Raw genomic sequence first — 18,765 nt, 5'->3', positions numbered from 1 at the left:
CCGTCAGGGTGCCGGGACGTGGCGCAGGTGCACCGCCAGCACCAGCGCCGCGCCCAGCAGCGCGCTGATGTAGCCGACGAGCCCGGGCCAGCCGGCGAGGTCGAACGCGACCCCGCCGAGCAGGCCGCCGACGCTCGACCCGGCGTAGTAGGCGAACAGGTAGAGCGACGAGGCCTGGCCGGGGTCGCCGCCGGGCAGCAGGACCGAGCGGCGGCCCACCCAGCTGCTGGCCACGGAGTGCGCGCCGAAGAAGCCGATCGTCACCAGCAGCACGCCCGCCAGCACCAGCGGCAGGACGTCGGGCAGCGTCACCCACGCCCCGATCAGCGCGACGAGCACCGTGCCCCAGAGCACCTTGCGGCGGCCGAAGCGGTCGCCCAGGCGCCCGGCCGTCGTCGACGCGCCGGTGCCGACGAGGTAGCCGAGGAACACCAGCCCGACCAGCGCCCCCGGCAGCGCGAACGGCGCGGCGAGCAGCCGGAAGGACAGGAAGTTGTAGACGGTGACGAACGTGCTCATCAGCGCGAACGAGATGCCGAACAGGCAGCGCAGGCCGGGGTCGCGCAGGTGCAGCCGCACCGAGCCGCCCAGATCGCGCAGCCGGACCCGCGGCGCCTGACCGCCGACGGTCGGCGGCAGCAGCAGCCGGAACGCGACGGTGCACGCCAGCGACACGAGCCCGACGGCCGCGAGCCCGGCGCGCCACCCGCCGAACTCCGCGACGGTCCCGGCGATCAGCCGCCCGGACAGCCCGCCGATGGTGTTGCCCGCGATGAGCAGGCCGACCGCGCCGCCGAGCCAGCGCGGCGCCACCTCGCGCGTCACGTGGGCCATGAGCAGGGCCGGGAGGGCGGCGAGCGCGACGCCCTGCAGCGCCCGGATCCCGACGAGGACCGCGAAGGTCGGCGACAGCGGCGCGAGGAGCGCCAGCACCGCCGCCGCGGCGAGCGCCCACGTCATCACCCGCGCCCGGCCCCACGACTCGGCGACGGCGGCCAGCGGCACGATCGCCAGGGCCAGCGTGCCGGTGGTGGCCGAGAGGACCAGGCTCGACGTCGACGACGACACGCCGAACTCCGCGGCCAGCGTCGGCAGGAGGCCCTGCACGCTGTAGACCAGCACGAACGTCGCCAGTCCACCGCACCACAGCGCCGCCCCGAGGCGGCGGTAGCCGGGCGTTCCGCGTTCGTGGCCGACGGGGGCGGCGAGAGTCGTTGTCATCGCTATCGACCCTACGTCGCGCGGGCGGCGTCAGCGGTGTGAAACAGCCCTCCCGGCGACGTGCTCGTAGGCGGCGAACTCGATGGTGCGCCGCAGCGTGAAGCCGAGGTGCTCGTAGAGGCGCAGGGCCGTGGTGTTGGACGCGGAGGCGTGCAGGAACGGGACGTCGCCGCGCCCGCGGATCACCGCCCCGACCGCCCGCACCAGCCGCGAGCCCAGACCCCGCCCGCGCGCCTCGGGCGCCGTGCAGACCCCACTGATCTCCGACCAGCCCGCCGGCCGCATCCGCTCCCCCGCCATCGCGACCAGCACGCCCTCGTGCCGGACGCCGAGATAGGCGCCCATCTCGACGGTGCGCTTGGCGAACGGCCCGGGCCGGGTGCGCTCGACGAGGTCGAGCATCTCGGGCACGTCGTCCGGGCCGAGCACGACCGCCTCCGGGTCGGGCGTCACGACCATCGCGGACCCGTCGTACTGGACGCCGGGGATCAGCATCGTGCGCTCCCAGCCCGCCGGGGGCGTGAGCGGGTCGCCCGCGGTGGAGAGGACGCCGAACTCCTCGGCGTCGCGCCAGCCGTCGGCGTCGTCGGGGAACACGCCCCACACCGACATCTCCGGCGGGTAGCGCAGGGCGCAGCCGTGGCGCTGGGCGAACGGGGCGTGCGTGCCGGTGAGCGCGGAGCGCACCGGGTCGTCGAGCGGATGCATGCCCCGATCATCGCTCAGCCCGGGCCGGGCGTCGCCGGGGTATCGCGGGGTTAGCCTGCAGCGGGCGCCACCACCCCGACGGACGGAGCGCGATGAGCGGCACGGCCTTCCCCGACGTCGACCCCACCCGGGTCACGACCACCCTCACCGGCGGCGTCGCCGACGTGCGGCTCGCCCGCCCGGAGAAGCGCAACGCGCTGGACCCCGCGATGTTCTCCGCGATCGTGCGTACCGGCGAGGCCCTGCGCACCGCGCCCGGCGTGCGGGCGGTCGTACTGTCGGGCGAGGGCCCGGACTTCTGCGCCGGCCTGGACTTCGGCGCGTTCCGCGCGATGCGCTCCGGGGAGCGGCTGTCGGCGTCGGTCGACCTCCCCCCGGCCGAGGGTCCGGCGCGGGCCACCGGGCAGCGGGCGGCGCACGCGTGGGCGCGCATCCCGGTGCCGGTGATCGCCGCGGTGCGGGGCAACGCGCTGGGCGGCGGCCTGCAGATCGCGCTCGGCGCCGACATCCGCCTGGTCCACCCCGACGCCGTGCTGTCGGTGCTCGAGATCCGGTGGGGGTTGGTCCCGGACATGACCGGCACGCAGGTGCTGCCCGAGCTCGTCGGCCGCGACGTCGCCAAGGAGCTGACGCTGACGGGGCGCCGGGTGAGCGGCACCGAGGCCGTCGCGCTCGGGCTCGCCACCCGCGTCGAGGACGACCCGCTGGCCGCCGCCCTGGCCATGGCCCGGGCGATCGCCGCCCTCAGCCCGCACGCCGTGCGGGCGGCCAAGCGCCTGCTCGACGCCGCGGGCCGCGTCGACCTGGAGACCGGCTTCGCCGCCGAGCAGGACGAGATCGGCGCCCTGATCGGCAGCCCGAACCAGGCCGAGGCCGTGACGGCCCGGTTCGAGGAGCGCGAGCCGGTGTTCACCGACCCGGAGTAGGACCTCAGGCGGCGGTACGCGCCGCCAGCGCCTTGCCGACCTCGGACGCGCGCTCGTGGGCCTGCGCCTGCGAGGCCTCGGCCAGCGGCACGAGCTCGGCCATCGCGGGGGTGACCGGGGCGAGGGTCAGCTCGGCCTCGACGAGGGTGAGGTCGGCACCCCACACGTCGGCGAGGATGCGGACGAGGTACGGGGTGGCGTGGTCCCAGCCCTCGCGCGGGGTGCCGGCGCCGTAGCCGCCGCCGCGGGCGATCACCAGCGTGACCGGCCGCCCGGCCAGCGGGGACGTGCCCGGGCCGAAGCGGGGGTCGGTGATCAGCAGGTCGATCCACGCCTTGAGGTGGGCCGGCACGCCGAAGTTGTAGAGCGGCGTGGCGATGACCACGACGTCGGCGCCGAGCACCTCGTCGGCCAGACGGCGGGTGAGGTCGAGCGCGGCGCGCTGCTCGTCGGAGCGCTGGTCCTCGGGGGTGAACCCGGCGAACGCGGCGACCGGCCAGACGTCGGGCAGCGGGTCGGCCACGAGGTCGCGGCGCTCGACCGTCGCGTTCGGGTGCTGCTCGAGGTAGGCGCCCTCGAGGGTGTCGGCGACCCCGCGGCTCACGGAGCCCTCGGTGCGGATGCTGCTGTCGAGGCGGAACATGCTCATGGGACTCTCCTGTGATGCGCGGTACGTGTGATGTTCTGTTTAGCAGACGATCGCTACAACAGACAATCTGCGGCGGTGCGTCCCGGCTAGACTGGGATGGTGACCACACCCGAACGCCCCGAGTCGGACCTCGGCTGGGCGCTCGGCACCGTGATGCGCACGTACCTCCGCGGCATCGACGAGGTCGTCGCCGGCGTGCCGGGCGGGCCCCGCGGCTACCAGGTGCTGGCCGCCGCGGGCCGCGGCGAGGCGGCCAGCCAGCTCGCGCTGGCGCAGCACCTCGGCGTCGACCGGACCGTCATGACCTACCTGCTCGACGACCTGGAGTCCGCCGGGCTCGTCGAGCGCCGGCCCGACCCGGCCGACCGCCGCGCCCGCCGCGTCGGGCTCACCCCCGAGGGCGGCGCCCGCCTCTGCGCGCTGGAGCGCGAGCTGCGCCGCGCCGAGGAGACCGTGCTCGCTCCGCTGGCCGAGGAGGAGCGCGCCAGCCTGCGCGAGATGCTGGCCCGCATCGCGCGCGGGGCGGCGCCGGTCGACCCGTGCCAGGTGGCGCAGGAGATGCAGGCGCAGGATGCGGCGGCGGTCAGCGCATCCCGAGGTCGAGCTCCGCGGAGATCCGCCGTTGCACCGACGCCACAGCCCGGAAGGCCTCGCGCAGCGACGCCCGCGTCACCGCGCTGAGGTCGGCGGGCCGCACGAGGTCGTCGGGCTCGACGCCGGCGCGCAGCTGCTCGACCTGGTGCGCCAGCCGCAGGCCCAGCACCAGGTGGAACGCCTCCTCCAGCGTGGCCGCGGCGGCCGGCGGCAGCGTCCCCGCGGCGGCCGCGGCGCGCAGGCGGGCCGGCGTCGACGCCCCGGTCACCCCGGCCGCCATGCCCGCCCAGCGCGCGAGGTCGACGATCGGCACGAGCCCGCCGCGCTTGAGGTCGAGCCGCCCGCGGCGCCGCCCGCTGTGCTCGACGACGAAGTCGCGCAGGAAGCCCGTCGGCGGGCGGTGCGCGAGGGCGTAGCGGCCGAGCAGGCGCAGCAGGTCGGGGTGGCGGCGAGCGTCGCGGAAGACGTCGGGCACGGAGCCCTTTCCCGCCCACCCCTGACGCGCCCCCCACACCGGCCGCGCGTCGACGACGAGCGAGACGAGGATCGGCGCCTTCTCCTGCGTCGGGTCGTGCAGCCAGCTCCGCGCGGCCGCCGCCCACGCCTCGTAGGAGCGGGCGAACAGCGGGTTGGTGGCGACGGCGCCGTTCGCGTCGGCGCGGAACCCGGCCGCGGCGAGACCGGCCATCACCCGCGCGGCGAGGTCGCGGGCGTGCCCGGCGGCCACCGGGTCGTCCTCCGGGCCGACCCACACCAGGGCGCTGTCGACGTCGGAGCTCGGCACCGCCTCGCGGCGCGCCAGGCTGCCCAGCGCCAGCCAGGTCAGCGGGCGCGGCGGCGCGTCGGGCGTCGAGAGCTCGATGAGCCGGCGCGTCACGGCGTCGGCGACGACCGCGGTGATGCCGGCGATGTCGGCGGGCGCCACGCGGGCGTCGTGCAGCGCGACGATGGTCGGGGTGAGCTCCCGCGCCGCGGCGACGACCTCGTCGACGTCCCGGGCCCGCGCGATCCGCGTCCGCAGCCCGAAGCTGCTGCGGGTCGTCGCCGCGACGACGTCGACGTCCTCCAGCACGCCGAGCAGCTCCCCGGCCGCGCCCAGGACGGGGACGTGCCGCACGCCGCGGTCGAGCATGTCGAGCAGGACCTCACCGCCGAGGCGGTCGGCCGCCGCCGTCCACGCGGGCGCGGTCATCGCCTCGCGCAGCGCGGTGGCCGAGGCATCGACCCCGTCGGCGACGACGGTCCGCAGGTCGCGGTCGGTGAGGATGCCGACGCGCCCGTGACCGATCGGCACGACCACCGCCGACGCCCCGCACGCGGTCATCCGCCGCACCGCCTCCCGCAGGCTCGTCGACTCCTCCGCGGTGCACAGCGGCGCGCGCAGCAGCTCCCCGACCGGGCGCTGCGCCGGGTCCGGGGCGCCGAGGTCGGCGCGCGGCGGGGCGAGCAGCGAGCGCGTGACGTAGCGGAGCCCGGCGGGGCGCCCGAGCAGGTCGCGGACCGCGGGGCCGGGCAGCCGCAGGCAGGTCGTCGCGCCTCGGGCCACGGCGGTGAAACCGAGCGGCAGCCCGGCCAGCATCGGGGCGTGCCCGAGCAGCTCACCCGGGCCGAGCAGGTCGAGCACCCGCCCGTCGTGGACGATCTCGACCGCGCCGGTCCGGACCACCCGCAGGTGCGCGGGCGGCGCCGCACCCTCCGCGAGCACGGTCGCCCCCGCGGCGTGCTCCTCGACCTCGGCGAGGGCGGCGAGGGCGGCCAGCTCGCCGGCGTCGAGGGCGTCGAAGGGCGGGTGGGCGCCGAGGAACTGCGCGGCCGCCGCCGGTGCGTCGGGGTGCGCAGAGCTGCTCTGAGCACCGGGACGCGTCACCGGCGGCCGGACCAGTACGCGTGGTGGGCGTCGTGCAGCAGCAGGAACGCGCCCTGCACGACGATGCCGGCGCTCGCCCCGGCCGCGCCCGGCCGGTCGCGGCGCCACCGCCACAGCGCCGCCCCACCGGCGACGTACCCGGCGTCGAGGACGACGTTGGCCCACAGCACGCGGCGCAGCGTCCGCGACTCGGCGGCCAGGGCGTCGTCGGCGTACGGGTCGGGCAGCCGCGCCATCCGGCGACGCTTCAGCCGCCCGGCCACCACGACGATCACCAGGTCGACCGCGCCCCACCCGGCGTTCTGCGTGCCGAACGCCGTGGCGAACGGGCCCCGCCGGGCGGCGGCGAGGCCGAGTCCGGCGACGACGCTCGCCGCGCCCCACGCGGTGGTGGAGCGGGCGAGCGCGTCCTGGCGGGCCCAGGGGTCGCGCCCCCGCGGATCAGCGGCCACGGAGCAGGTCTGCGGCCTTCTCCCCCACCATCATGCAGGTGATGTTGGGGTTGATCGCCGGCAGGAACGGCAGGATCGACGCGTCGGCGACCCGCAGCCCCTCGACGCCCCGCACCCGCAGCTGCGGGTCGACCACGGCCATCGGGTCGGACTCCGGACCCATCTTCGCCGTGCACGCCGGGTGGTAGACGGTGTTGTGGGTCTTGGTGACGTAGTCGACCAGATCGTCGTCGGTGACGGCGTCGGGCCCGGGCGTCAGCTCGCGGGTGATCCACTCCTTGAGCGCGGGCTGCTCGGCGATGCGCCGCGCGAGCTTCACCCCGTGCAGCATCACCGCCATGTCGTGGCCCTCGGGGTCGGTGAAGTAGCGGGGGTCCACCCGTGCGCGGTCGCGGAAGTCGCGGCTGCGCAGCCGCACCGTGCCCCGCGAGCGCCCGCGCGTGACGTTGGGCGTCAGGCAGAACCCGTTGTCGGTGGTCGGGTAGCCCCAGCGCACCGTGTTCAGGTCGAAGGGCACCGACCCGTAGTGCATCATCAGGTCCGGCCGGTCCAGCCCCTCCCGGGTGCGCGTGAACAGCCCGATCTCCCACCACTGCGTGGAGCGCGTGACCATCGGCCGCGCAGCCTCCCACATCACCAGGCCCTCGACGTGGTCGTCCAGGTTGGCTCCGACGCCCGGCGCGTCGACGAGCACGTCGACGCCGAACTCGCGCAGGTGCTCGGCCGGGCCGATGCCCGAGAGCATCAGCAGCTTGGGCGTGTCGATCGCGCCCGTGGACAGGATGACCTCGCGCCGCGCGGTGACCGTCCGCCGGCCCGGGCCGATGTCCTGCTGGTACTCGACGCCGGTGGCGCGCCGGCCCTCGAAGACGACCTTGGACGCCCACGCCCCGGTGATCACCGACAGGTTCGGCCGCGAGTCCAGGACCGGGTGCAGGTAGCTCACCGACGCCGAGGCCCGCGTGCCGTCGGGGAACCGGTTGATCTGGAAGAACCCGGCGCCCTCGGTGACGGTCGTGCCCTCGTTGAACTTCACCGTCGGCAGCCCGACGCCGGCCGCGGCCTCCAGCACGGCGACGCCGCACGGGTCGTCGGGTGCGATGTGGTGGATGTTGACCGGGCCGGAGCGGCCGTGGCCGTCCCACTCGCCGTCGTTGGTCTCCAGGCGGCGCAGCAGGGGCCAGCACTCGTCGGCGGTCCAGCCCTCGCACCCCTGGGCGGCCCACTCGTCGAGGTCCTCGCGCGGGGTCCAGAACGCGATGCACGAGTTGTGCGACGAGCACCCGCCGAGCACCTTCGCCCGCGCGTGGCGCAGGAAGGAGTTGCCGCGCTCCTGCGGCTCGACCAGGTAGTCCCAGTCGAAGCCGGAGTCGAGCAGCGCCATCCAGTCGGTGAGCTTGAGGATCGCCGGGTCGTCGACGTCGGACGGGCCCGCCTCCAGCAGGCACACGGTGACGGCGGGGTCCTCGGACAGCCGCGCGGCCAGCGCGCAGCCCGACGACCCCCCGCCGACGACGACGTAGTCGAACTGCTCGGTCATGCGTCCCTCCGGTGGTCGTGCGCGGCGATCGTGGCCCTGGCCACGATCGCCGCGCACGGGTGGCGCAGCCGCGTCACGGCGCCTGCTCCAGGTTCCCCAGGTCCATGTTCTGGGCCATGTGCTCGGGCAGCGTGCCCGTCTGGTGCCGGCCGCGGGCCAGGTACCACGCCAGCCCGATCAGGATGACGGCCCCGATGAAGATCGGCGCGATGAAGCTGAGCACCCCGGCGCCGTAGACATCCTCCCGCGGCCAGGCCAGGTTGATGGCCATGCCGGCGCCCCAGACGACGGCGATGATGTTGACGGGCAGTCCCCAGCGCCCCAGCGAGAAGTAGCCGTCGGTGCCCGCACCGGGTCCGGGCCACTCCCCCTTCAGCCGTTTGCGCAGCATGGGCACGGTGACCAGCAGGTACGCGATGTAGATCATGATGATCGCGACGCTCGTGACGGCCGTGAAGATCTGCGGGCTGCCGATGTTCACCACGAGGATGAGCACCGAGGCCACGCCGATCAGCACCGCGGGCACGACGGGCGTCTTGCGCTTGGGGTCGATCTTCGCGAGCCGCGCGCCTGCGGGCAGGGCGTTGTCGCGGGCCATGGCGAACATCAGCCGGATCGCGGCGGTGTGCACGGCCAGCGCGCACACCGTCACCGCGATGACGACGCTGATCAGCAGCGCGATACCGAGCGGGCCGCCGAGCACCGCCAGCACGACGAACTGCAGGCCGCCGACATGACCGATCTCCGGGGCCGCCAGGTCGGGCGCGGCGAGGATCGCGAACAGCAGGATCAGCCCGCCGATGACGAACGAGGCGATGACGGCGCGCAGGATCGCCGTGGGCGCGGTGCGCCGAGGGTCGACGGTCTCCTCGCCCAGCGAGCTGGCGGTGTCGAAGCCGTACATGACGTACGCGCTGGCCAGCGCGGCCACGAGGAACGCCCCGAAGTAGCCGAGGTCGGTGCCCGCGCCCAGGCCCTGGGTGTCGAACAGCACCGTCGGCGGGTTGACGATGTTCACCGCGAGCAGCACGACGAGCAGCACGGCCGCGATCAGCTCGATGAACACCCCGGCGCTGTTGATCCGGGCCATGAGCCTCACGCCGAGCGCGTTGATCGTGGTGGTGAACGCGACGAGGATCGCGCCCCAGATCACGGCGGACACGGCGAAGTCGGTCTCCCCCGTGCCGTCGCCGACGAGCTGGAAGCCGCTCCAGATCAGCGGCAGCGTGCCCTGGTAGGCGAGCACCACGGCCGTCAGCGTCACCACCGACGCCGTGAACATCATCCAGCCGGCCAGCCACGCCGTGGTCGGGCTCGCGAGCCGCTTGGACCAGTTGTAGACCGACCCGGCCACCGGGTAGCGCCCCGCGAGCTCGGCGAAGCACAGCGCCACCATGACCTGGCCGGCGAACACCAGCGGCCAGCTCCACCAGTACGCCGGCCCGCCGAACGCGAAGCCGAAGTAGAAGAGCTGGAACGTGCCGGTGAGGATCGAGATGTAGCTGATCCCGGCGGCGAAGCTGGCGAACTTCCCGATGCTGCGGTCGAGCGTCTGGGAGTAGCCGAAGTCGGCCATCCCGTCGTCCGCAGGCCTGTTCTCCGTCGTACTCATCCCTGACCTCCGGTGAACCAGCCGGCGGGTTCCGGCGCGGTGTTGTGCCAGACGTGCTTGTGCTCCTGGTACTCGGCCAGACCGGTCGGTCCCAGCTCCCGACCGTTGCCGGAGGACTTCATCCCGCCCCACTCCGCCGCGGGGACGTAGGGGTGGTAGTCGTTGATCCACACCGTGCCGTGGCGCAGGGCCCCGGCGACGCGGTGCGCGCGCGCCATGTCGGCCGTCCAGACCGCGCCCGCGAGGCCGTACTCCGTGTCGTTGCCCAGCGCGATCGCCTCGGCCTCGGTGCGGAAGGTCTCGACGGTGAGGATCGGCCCGAACGTCTCCTCGCGGATCACGCGCATCTCGCGGGTGACGTCGGCGAGCACGGTGGGCCGGTAGAAGAATCCGTCCTGCAGCCCGGGGTCGTCGGGCCGCTTCCCGCCCGCGACGAGCCGGGCGCCGTCGGCCAGCGCGTCCGCCACGAACCTCTCGATCTTGTCGCGCTGCGCCGCCGACACCAGCGGCCCGGACTCGGACCCCTCGACGAGCCCGCCGCCCAGCCGGATCAGGTCGGCGCGCCGCCCGATCTCCGCGACCAGCTCGTCGTGCATCGACTCCTCGACGATCAGCCGCGCCCCCGCCGAGCACACCTGCCCGGCGTGCAGGAAGACCGCGGTCAGCGCCCAGTCGACGGCGAGGTCGAGCGGGGTGTCGGCGAAGACGATGTTGGGGTTCTTGCCGCCCAGCTCCACCGCCACCCGCTTCACGGTGGGCGCGCTCGCCCGGATGATCGCCTGGCCGGTCGCGAGGCCGCCGGTGAAGCTGACCATGTCGACTCCCCTGTGCTCGGTGAGCGGGGCGCCCACGTCGCGCCCGCTGCCCAGCAGGATGTTGACGACGCCGGGCGGCACCCCGGCCTCCTCGCACAGCCGCACCAGCAGGACGCTCGTGAGCGGCGTGACCTCGCTGGGCTTGATCACGCACGTGTTGCCCGCGGCGAGCGCGGGGGCGAGCTTCCACGACAGCTGCAGCAGCGGGTAGTTCCACGGCGTGATGAGGACGCAGACGCCGACCGGCTCGTGCACGACGCGCGAGAGCACGTGCGCCTTGCCGACGTCGACGACCCGGCCGGCGTCCTTGTCGGCGAGGTCGGCGTAGTAGCGGAACACCGCGGTGACGTCGTCGACGTCGATGCGGCTCTCGACGATCGTCTTGCCGGTGTCGAGGGTCTCGGTGTGTGCGATCGACTCCTTGTCGCGCACGAGGAGGTCGGCGACCCGGCGCAGCAGCGCGGCGCGCTCGGGGGCGGGCGTCGTGCGCCACGGGCCCGTGTCGAACGCCGCGCGGGCGGCGGCCACGGCGGCCTCCACCTCGGCGGGGCCGGCCTGGTCGACGGTCTCGACCACCGATCCGTCGAACGGGTTGATCACGTCGTCGGTACCGCCGGATCCGGCGGTCCACTTCCCATCGATATGCAGGCTCGGCACGCGTTGATCGTCCTCGCCGCTGGAGCCACGTCAAGCACTGCGCTGTGATCGACGCCTATAGTTTCGCCATGAGCAACGCTGCTGGTCGGGATGGGGGCGTGCAGTCCGTCGATCGGGCGATCTCGGTTCTGGAGATCCTGGCGCGGCGGGGCGAGGCGGGCGTCAGCGAGGTCGCGCAGGAGATCGACGTCCACAAGTCCACCGCCTTCCGCCTGCTCGGCGCGCTGGAGGGACGCGGTCTCGTCGAGCAGGCCGAGGACCGCGGCAAGTACCGGCTCGGCTTCGGGCTCATCCCGCTCGCCGGCGCGGTCTCCGACCGGCTCGACGTCACCCGGCAGGGCCGCGAGGTGCTGGTGCGCCTGGCCGAGGAGCTGGGCGAGACCGTCAACCTGGCCGTGCTGCAGGAGCACTGGGCCGTCAACGTCGACCAGGCCCGCGGGCCCTCGACGGTGTCGACGCACAACTGGATCGGCCGCCTCACCCCGCTGCACTGCACCTCGAGCGGCAAGATCCTGCTCGCCCACCTGCCCGCCCCCCGCCGCGCCGCCCTGCTCGCCGCGTCGGGCATGGAGCGCCTCACCGGCAGCACCGTCACCCTGGCCCGCGACCTCGACGCCGAGCTCGCGGCCGTCGCGTCGCAGGGGTACGCCGTGGCGATGGAGGAGTACGAGGTGGGCCTCAACGCCGTCGCCGCGCCGGTGGTGGACCGCAGCGGCGAGGTGATCGCCGCACTCTCCGCGAGCGGCCCCGCCTACCGCCTCGACCAGGAGCGCGTGGACGACCTCGTGGAGCCGGTGCGGGCGGGGGCGGCGGAGATCTCCCGGCGGATGGGGTGGTTCGGCGGGTGAGCGGAACGCTGTTGCTGTTCAGCGGGCGCTGAACAGCAACGACGTACCGTTCACGCGCGAGTTCCCCCGTTCCGCCACGGGCAACGGTGCCGTCGGGGCATCCTGCGGGGATGGCGTGGCCGGAGGTGTTCCGCGGCTCGGCCGCCGTCGCGGCGGGCCTGGTCACGTGGGGCCGGCTGCGCGGTCCGCGGTTCGTGCGGATCTTCCCCGACGTCTACGCCGCCGCCACCGGTGCTCCGCCCTCCCTCGCGCTGCGCTCCCGCGCCGCGGCGCTGCTCGTGGAGGGCCGCGGGGTCCTGTCGGGCTACTCGGCGGCCGAACTGCTCGGTGCGTCGTGCGGCCCGTTCGACGCCCCCGCCGAGGTCACGCTGCTCCGCGGGCGGCAGCGTGCGCACCCGGGGCTGCTCGTCCACCGCGACGCCGTCGCTCCCGGTGAGACATGGCGGCTCGGCGGCGTCGCCGTCACGAGCCCGGTGCGCACCGCGTACGACCTGGTGCGCCGGCTCGACGACGTCGAGGGCGTCGTCGCGCTCGACCGGCTCGCGAACCGGCACCGGTTCGCGCCGGACCTGCTGCTGAACTTCGCCGTCCACTACCCGCGCGCCCGGGGCAACCGCCGGGTCGCCGCGGCGCTCGCGCGGGCCGCGCGCTACAGCGGGTCGCCGATGGAGACCCGCCTGCGGCTGCTGCTCGTCGACGCGGGTCTGCCCCGGCCGCAGGTGCAGTGGGTCGTGCAGGACCCCGTGGCCCGCACCTGCGTGTGGCTCGACCTCGCCTACCCCGAGGCGATGATCGGCATCGAGTACGAGGGCGAGCAGCACACGACCCCGGAGGGGGTGCTGCGCGACGCCGGCGGTACACGCGCCTGGTGGCGCGGGGCTGGCGCATCCACCGCTACACGAAGTACGAGATCCGCGACGAGCCGCGGCGGATCGTCGACGAGCTCAGCCGCGCACTGGCGCGCGTGAACGGAACGACGTTGCTGTTCGACAGCCGCTGAACGACGACGGTGTTCCGCTCACGCGAGCCGCTGCGCCACCCACTCGTGGAACTCGGCGATGTGGTGCTCGCTGGGCACCAGCACCCCGCCGTCGCGGTAGGCCCGGCTGCCCATGCCGGGCTGGGTGCGCTCGCAGGCGTCGAAGTCCTGCTGGTTGACCCGGTGGAACAGCTCCACGCTCGCGTCGACGTCGCTGACACCGGGCGCGAAGAGCCAGTCGCACTCGACGACGGTGCGGTCGGGGGCGAGCGGGGTCATCCGGTGGACGATCACGTGGTCGGGCACGAGGTTGACGAAGACCTGGGGCCGGATGGTGATGGCGTAGTAGCGGCGGTCCTGGTCGTCGGCGATGCCGGGGAGGCGGTCGAAGCCGGCGCGGCCGTCGACGGTGAAGCCCGCCGCGTCCGGCCCGAACTCGGCGCCGTGGCCCACGTAGTACTGCGCGGCGAAGCCGTCGGCGAACTCCGGGAGCACCTCGGTGAGCTCCGGGTGGATCGTCGCGCAGTGGTAGCACTCCATGAAGTTCTCGACGATGAGCTTCCAGTTCGCGGCCACGTCGTAGCGGATGCGGCGGGCCAGCGCCAGGGAGCCGACGTCGTAGCGCTCGATGGCGTCGCGGTCACCGAGGCGCTCGACGACCGCGCCGATGACCTCGTCGTCGAACGACGGGGGCCCCTCCCCCGTGGACAGGCAGATCCACACGTACCCGAGCCACTCGCGCAGGTGCACGGCGTGCAGGCCGTAGGCGGCGCGGTCGACGTCGGGCATCGTCGTGAGGTTCGGGGCGGCGACCAGCTCACCGGACAGCGAGTACGTCCACGCGTGGTAGGAGCACTGCAGGTTGCGCCGCAGCTGCCCGGCCTCCTCGGTGCACAGGGCGGCGCCGCGGTGGCGGCAGACGTTGAGGAAGCCGCGGACGGCGCCGTCGCGGCCGCGGACGAGCACCACGGACTCGCGCCCGACGGTGACGGTCCGGAACGCGCCGGGGCCGGTGAGGTCGGCGGCGAGGGCGACGCAGGTCCAGGCCCGCTCGAAGATCCGCTCCTGCTCCGCGGCGAACACCGAGGCGTCGGTGTAGGCCGCGCCGGAGAGGGTCGGGACGAGGCTGGACACCACGGGTGGGGGCTGCACGGCGGTCATCCGAAGCGCTCCGGGTCGAACAGGCCGATGGGGTGGGCGGTGGTGCCGGTCGTCGCGAGGTCGGCGCAGATCTCCCCGATCACCGGCACGAACTTGAAGCCGTGTCCGGAGAACCCGCAGGCGATCGTCACCTTGTCGCGGCGCCGGATGACGAAGTGCTCGTCGGGCGTGGTCGTGTACATGCACGGCACGGCCTTGACCAGCGCTCCCGCCAGCCCGGGCAGGGTGTCGGCGACGCGCGTGCGCATCTCCTCGACCTCCGCCCCGGTGACGACCCGGTCGAGCGCGTCCGGGTCGGTGTCACGCCCGCGGCGGAAGAACGCGACCTTCACGCCGCCGTCGGGGCCGTCCATCGACGGGAAGCCGTAGATCTGCGCCCCGCCGGCCTGTTCGGCCACGTACACGGGGTGCCCGACGAACGGCTCGACCCCGCCCGGGGGCGCGAACCAGTACTGCACCTGCCGCTCGACGCGCAGCGGCAGCCCGAGGTCGGCCAGCAGCGACGGCGCCCACGCGCCCGGGCTGACGACGACGTGCCCCGCCGTGAAGGTGCCCTCGGCGGTGCGGACGACCACGCCGTCGGCGGTCTCGGTGACGTCAAGGACCTGCTGGCCGAACCGCAGGTCGGCGCCGTCGCGGGCGGCGAGGTCGAGGTGCGCGCGGACCGTCGCCTCGGGGCGGACGAAACCGGCGCGCTCCTCGTAGACGGCCACCTCACCCTCGGCCGGGGTGATCGTCGGGAAGCGCGCGCGGACGGCGTCGGCGTCGAGCACCTCGTGGGGCAGCCCCCACTCCTGCGCCGCGCGCAGGCTGCCCGCGAACGTCGTGCTCTGCTCGGGGCCGAGGTAGAGCCCACCCGTGAGCGTCAGGAGGTCGGTGTCCGCCCCGATCGACGACAGAGCCTTCTCGGCGTCGGTCCACAGCTCGTAGGCGCGCAGCAGCAGCGGGACGTAGGCCGGGTCCTCGAAGTAGGACTGGCGGATCACGCGCGAGCCGCCGTGGCTGGAACCGCGGTCGTGCGCCGGGGTGAACCGCTCGAGCCCGAGCACCCGCACGCCGCGACCGGCGAGGTGGCGGGCCGTGGCCGAGCCCATGCCGCCCAGGCCGACCACGATCACGTCATGGGGAGTGCTCACGCGCGGATCCGCTTCATCTCGGGGTCGAACAGGGGCTCGGCGGCCACCACCGCCGGGAGGCGCTCGCCGAAGTACTCGATCTGCACCGGCGTGCCCGCGACGGCGGCCGCGGCGGGCAGCCAGGCGTAGGCGATGGAGGCGTCGATCGTGTAGCCGTACGCGGCGCTCGTGACGTACCCGGCGCAGGCGCCCGCGTGGAACACCGGCTCCTTGCCCATCACGACGTACGCGGGGTCGTCGAGCAGCAGCGGGACGAGCCGGCGCGCCGGCGTGACGTCCGCGGCGGGCCTGACGGCGAACCCGACGCCGGCCTCGTACGGGTCGTGCTCGGTGGTCATGTCGGTGCCCGCGGAGCGGTAGCCCTTCTCCAGCCGCAGCGAGTTGAACGCGCTGCGCCCGGCCGCGATGACGCCGTGGCGCTCGCCGGCCTCCCACAGCAGGTCCCACAGCCGCAGGCCCAGCTCGGCGCTGCAGTACAGCTCCCAGCCCAGCTCGCCGACGTAGGACAGGCGCAGCGCCGTCACCGGCACCTCGCCGACGTGGATCCTCCGCGCGCGGAAGAAGCCGAAGCCGGTGTGCGAAACGTCGTCACGGGTGAGCGAGGACAGCACGTCACGCGCCCGCGGGCCCCACAGCCCGATGCAGCAGGTGCCGCCGGTGATGTCGCGGATGTGGACGTCGTCGCCCGCGGCGCGCTGGAGCACGTCGAGGTCGATGTTCGAGTTCGCGCCGACCTGGAACCGCTGCTCGCCCAGCCGCGCCACCGTGAGGTCGCTGCGGACGCCGCCGTTGCCGTCGAGCAGGAGCGTGTAGGTGACCGCACCCGGGTTCTTGCGCAGGTCGTTGGTGGTGAGGCCGTCGAGGAGGTCGAGCGCGCCGGGGCCGCTCACCTCGAGGCGCTTGAGCGGGGTCATGTCGTACATCGCGACGCGGTCGCGCGTGACCAGGGCCTCCGCCCCGGCGATCGGCGACCAGAACCGCGACGCCCACTCCCCGCGGCGCGGGATGCGCCCGACCTCCGGGAGGCCGGCGTTGGCCTCGAACCACAGCGGGCGCTCCCAGCCGGCGCCCTCGGTGAACACCGCGCCCAGCTCGACCTGGCGGGCGTGGAACGGGCTGACGCGCAGCGGGCGCGGCTGCACCGGCGGCTCGAGCGGGTGCAGGATGTCGTAGACCTCGACGAAGGCCTGCGTGCTGCGCGTCCGCACGTAGTCGGGGGCGAGCTGGGGCTCCTCGAAGCGGGCGAGGTCGGCCTCGTGCAGGTCGACGCCCGGCTCGCCCTCGACGAGCCAGCGCGCCACAGCCTGCGCGACGCCGCACGAGTGCGTGACCCACACGGCCTCCGCCACCCAGAACCCCGCGACGGACGGGTGCTCGCCGATCAGCGGCGCGCCGTCGGCGGTGAAGGAGAAGATGCCGTTGAAGCCGGTCTCGATGCCGGTGAGCGCGGGCAGCAGCGCGCGGGCGTCGTCCCAGGAGGCGGCGAAGTCCTCCTCGGTGAACGCGAGCTTCGACGGCATGTCCTCGACCGGCAGGTCGTCGAGGTCGACGGGCATCGGGCGGTGGGCGTAGGAGCCGATGCCGATGCGCTCGGCGTGCTCGCGGAAGTAGAGGTCGCGGTCCTGGTGGCGCAGGATCACCGCGCTCGCCTCGCGGGTGGCGCCGGCGAGCTCGGGCAGCGGCGTGGTCGTGACGTACTGGTGCGCCATGGGCAGCAGCGGGATCGCCAGGTCGACCAGCGCGCCGGTCTGCGGGCCCCAGAACCCGGTGCACGAGACGACGCGGTCGGCCGGGACGTCGCGGTGTGCGCGCCCGCCGGTGCCGGAGGCCGTCTCCACGCGCACGCCCGTGACGCGGCCGCGCTCGGTGAGGATCTCCAGCACGCGGTGCCCGCCGAGCACGCGGGCGCCGCGGTCGACGGCCCGGGCGAGCTGCGCGGCGACGGCGCCGGGCGCGTTCGCCAGGCCGTCGGTGGGGGTGTGGAAGCCGCCGAGCACGTTGCCGGCGGGCAGCAGGGGGTGCAGCGCGGCGCACTCGTCGGCGTCGACCAGGCGGGAGTCGATGCCCCAGCTCTGCGCCAGGCCGTGGCGGCGGCGCAGGTCGAGCAGCCGCTCCGGGGTGGTCGCGACCTCCAGGCCGCCGACCGCGGTGAACGCGCCGAGCTCCGTCATCTTCTCGACGGTGTAGCGGGCGAAGCCCGCCATCGTCTTCGACGGGTTCGTCTGGAACACCAGCCCCGGCGCGTGCGACGACGAGCCGCCCGGCAGCGGGAGCTCGCCGCGGTCGAGGACGGTGACGTCGGTCCAGCCGCGGGCGGTGAGCTCGTCGGCCACCGCCGCACCCACGACGCCGGCCCCGATGACGACGACGCGGGGGCTCACGACGCGGCTTCGAGCGTGGTCTCGGAGGCCACGAGGACGTAGACGTCGTCGGCGTCGACCACGACCTGGTGCGTGCGCACGGGGCGCCGTGCGACGAGGCCGTCGGGCTCGCCGGTGCGCAGGTCGAATATCGCCGCGTGCAGCGGGCACTCGACCTCGCAGCCCTCCAGCCAGCCGTCGGCGAGCGAGGCGTCCTGATGGGTGCACGTGTCGTCGATCGCGTAGAACTCGCCGTCGGTGGTGTGGAACACCGAGACCGGCGGTGTGAGCGGCAGGCGGCGGGCTCCGCCTCGGGGCAGGTCGGCGAGGGCGCAGACGTGGATCATGGGGGGCTCCGGAAGCGCAGGACGGAACGGTGAGCACCTGACGCAACAGACGGTGACTTCTGCCCGGGGCGCTGTCAAGAGGCCCGGAGCACCGGAAACGCGCTCGTCACGAGCGGCCACCTAGGGTCGGCCCCGTGGCTCTGGACGATCTCGGGACAGACGTGGACATACCGGACACCGTCAAGCGCGTGGTGTCGATCGTGCCGTCGCTCACGGAGGCGGTCGCGGCGTCGGCACCGGGCCTCCTCGTGGGCGCGACGGACTGGTGCACGCACCCCGCCGATCTCGACGTCCCGCGCATCCGCGGCACCAAGAACCCCGACGTCGAGGCGATCGTCGCGCTGCGCCCGGACCTCGTGGTGGCCAACCAGGAGGAGAACCGCGTCCCCGACCTCGACGCGCTGCGCGCCGCCGGCGTGCCCGTGTACGTCACCGACATCCGCACCCTCGACGACGCCTTCGGCTCGCTCGCGCGCATGCTCGCCGCCTGCCGCCTCGACCGCCCGGCGTGGCTCGACGAGGCCGAGGCGGCGTGGGCGGCGGTCCCCGAACCGGCGCGCCGGCGGCGTGCGGTGGTGCCGATCTGGCGCAGGCCGTGGATGGCGGTGGGGTCCGACACGTTCACCGGCGCGCTGCTCGCCCGGCTCGGCGTCGACAACGTCCTGGGCGACGACCCGGAGCGCTACCCGCGCTTCGACCCCGCCGCGCTGCCCCCGCACGACCTCGCCGTGCTGCCCGACGAGCCCTACCTCTTCACCGCCGACGACGGGCCGGAAGCGTTCCCCGGCGTCCCGTCCGCGCTGGTCAGCGGCCGCCTGCTGACCTGGTACGGCCCGAGCCTCACCGAGGCCGCCCGCGTCCTGCCGGGGGCCCTGGACGTCTGAGGGCGCTCT

General features: G+C 74.5%; 17 protein-coding genes. 5 read left to right on the top strand and 12 right to left on the bottom strand.

The features are described from left to right. Nucleotides 1–3: 3 nt before the first annotated feature. Entirely contained in the window at nt 4–1,221 is a 1,218-nt protein-coding gene (locus tag I4I82_RS23295) for an MFS transporter (protein WP_218589164.1), read from the bottom strand. Between the two features lie 30 nt (nt 1,222–1,251). Then, entirely contained in the window at nt 1,252–1,929 is a 678-nt protein-coding gene (locus tag I4I82_RS23290) for a GNAT family N-acetyltransferase (RefSeq protein ID WP_218589165.1), read from the bottom strand. A 92-nt stretch (nt 1,930–2,021) separates the two neighbouring features. On the opposite strand from I4I82_RS23290, the gene I4I82_RS23285 reads away from it, so the two are divergent. Continuing rightward, nucleotides 2,022–2,855 carry a crotonase/enoyl-CoA hydratase family protein gene (locus I4I82_RS23285; protein ID WP_218589166.1) on the top strand — a complete coding sequence of 278 codons (834 nt, stop codon included), beginning with the start codon at nt 2,022–2,024 and terminating at the stop codon, nt 2,853–2,855. A gap of 4 nt (nt 2,856–2,859) precedes the next feature. Here the strand turns inward: I4I82_RS23285 and I4I82_RS23280 are convergent, their stop codons facing one another. After that, nucleotides 2,860–3,504, bottom strand: a complete 645-nt coding sequence (locus I4I82_RS23280; RefSeq protein ID WP_218589167.1) for an FMN-dependent NADH-azoreductase — start codon at nt 3,502–3,504, stop codon at nt 2,860–2,862. 99 nt (nt 3,505–3,603) lie between these two features. Here I4I82_RS23280 and I4I82_RS23275 point away from each other — a divergent pair, with 99 nt between their 5' ends. Beyond that, complete coding sequence (locus I4I82_RS23275; RefSeq protein WP_226370210.1) at nt 3,604–4,185, top strand: MarR family winged helix-turn-helix transcriptional regulator; 582 nt, start codon at nt 3,604–3,606, stop codon at nt 4,183–4,185. Here the strand turns inward: I4I82_RS23275 and I4I82_RS23270 are convergent. The 5 genes from I4I82_RS23270 to I4I82_RS23250 all read right to left on the bottom strand — a co-directional run bounded on the left by I4I82_RS23270 (nt 4,088) and on the right by I4I82_RS23250 (nt 11,041). Continuing rightward, nucleotides 4,088–5,965: a putative nucleotidyltransferase substrate binding domain-containing protein gene (locus I4I82_RS23270; protein ID WP_218596012.1), complete on the bottom strand. Its 1,878-nt coding sequence runs from the start codon at nt 5,963–5,965 to the stop codon at nt 4,088–4,090. The genes I4I82_RS23275 and I4I82_RS23270 overlap by 98 nt on opposite strands. Next, nucleotides 5,962–6,417 (bottom strand): DUF6992 family protein, encoded by a 456-nt coding sequence (locus tag I4I82_RS23265; protein ID WP_218593754.1) that lies wholly within the window; start codon nt 6,415–6,417, stop codon nt 5,962–5,964. Before I4I82_RS23265 ends, I4I82_RS23270 begins: the two co-directional genes overlap by 4 nt. Next, entirely contained in the window at nt 6,407–7,957 is a 1,551-nt protein-coding gene (locus I4I82_RS23260) for a GMC family oxidoreductase (RefSeq protein WP_218593755.1), read from the bottom strand. Before I4I82_RS23260 ends, I4I82_RS23265 begins: the two co-directional genes overlap by 11 nt. Before the next feature lie 73 nt (nt 7,958–8,030). Then, nucleotides 8,031–9,569, bottom strand: coding sequence for an APC family permease (locus I4I82_RS23255; RefSeq protein WP_218593756.1), 1,539 nt, complete (start codon nt 9,567–9,569; stop codon nt 8,031–8,033). Further along, nucleotides 9,566–11,041: an aldehyde dehydrogenase family protein gene (locus tag I4I82_RS23250; RefSeq protein WP_218593757.1), complete on the bottom strand. Its 1,476-nt coding sequence runs from the start codon at nt 11,039–11,041 to the stop codon at nt 9,566–9,568. The genes I4I82_RS23255 and I4I82_RS23250 overlap by 4 nt, the downstream gene beginning before the upstream one ends. A gap of 68 nt (nt 11,042–11,109) precedes the next feature. Between I4I82_RS23250 and I4I82_RS23245 the strand changes: the two genes are divergently transcribed. Then, on the top strand, nt 11,110–11,889 hold the full coding sequence (locus I4I82_RS23245) for an IclR family transcriptional regulator (RefSeq protein WP_218596011.1): 780 nt from the start codon (nt 11,110–11,112) through the stop codon (nt 11,887–11,889). Between the two features lie 110 nt (nt 11,890–11,999). Then, complete coding sequence (locus I4I82_RS23240; protein ID WP_218592159.1) at nt 12,000–12,857, top strand: hypothetical protein; 858 nt, start codon at nt 12,000–12,002, stop codon at nt 12,855–12,857. A 50-nt stretch (nt 12,858–12,907) separates the two neighbouring features. Here I4I82_RS23240 and I4I82_RS23235 read toward each other — a convergent pair whose 3' ends face one another. The 4 genes from I4I82_RS23235 to I4I82_RS23220 are packed head-to-tail and all read right to left on the bottom strand — an operon-like array spanning nt 12,908 to nt 17,872. Next, nucleotides 12,908–14,029 (bottom strand): aromatic ring-hydroxylating oxygenase subunit alpha, encoded by a 1,122-nt coding sequence (locus I4I82_RS23235; RefSeq protein WP_218592160.1) that lies wholly within the window; start codon nt 14,027–14,029, stop codon nt 12,908–12,910. Further along, nucleotides 14,026–15,165 (bottom strand): N-methyl-L-tryptophan oxidase, encoded by a 1,140-nt coding sequence (gene solA / locus I4I82_RS23230; RefSeq protein ID WP_226370209.1) that lies wholly within the window; start codon nt 15,163–15,165, stop codon nt 14,026–14,028. The genes I4I82_RS23235 and solA overlap by 4 nt, the downstream gene beginning before the upstream one ends. After that, the gene (locus tag I4I82_RS23225) at nt 15,162–17,546 is read right to left on the bottom strand and encodes a GcvT family protein (protein ID WP_218592161.1); all 2,385 of its coding nucleotides are present in this window, start codon (nt 17,544–17,546) and stop codon (nt 15,162–15,164) included. The genes solA and I4I82_RS23225 overlap by 4 nt, the downstream gene beginning before the upstream one ends. Continuing rightward, nucleotides 17,543–17,872, bottom strand: coding sequence for a bifunctional 3-phenylpropionate/cinnamic acid dioxygenase ferredoxin subunit (locus I4I82_RS23220; protein WP_218592162.1), 330 nt, complete (start codon nt 17,870–17,872; stop codon nt 17,543–17,545). Before I4I82_RS23220 ends, I4I82_RS23225 begins: the two co-directional genes overlap by 4 nt. 134 nt (nt 17,873–18,006) lie before the next feature. Here I4I82_RS23220 and I4I82_RS23215 point away from each other — a divergent pair, with 134 nt between their 5' ends. Further along, nucleotides 18,007–18,756: a helical backbone metal receptor gene (locus I4I82_RS23215; protein ID WP_218592163.1), complete on the top strand. Its 750-nt coding sequence runs from the start codon at nt 18,007–18,009 to the stop codon at nt 18,754–18,756. The last annotated feature ends 9 nt before the right edge of the window (nt 18,757–18,765 follow it).

The organism is Pseudonocardia oceani (genome assembly GCF_019263585.2).
In the GTDB taxonomy this organism is placed as follows: Bacteria; Actinomycetota; Actinomycetes; order Mycobacteriales; family Pseudonocardiaceae; genus Pseudonocardia; species Pseudonocardia oceani.
Note: the sequence above shows the minus strand (reverse complement) of the source record. Positions and strands in the feature narration are given on the sequence as shown.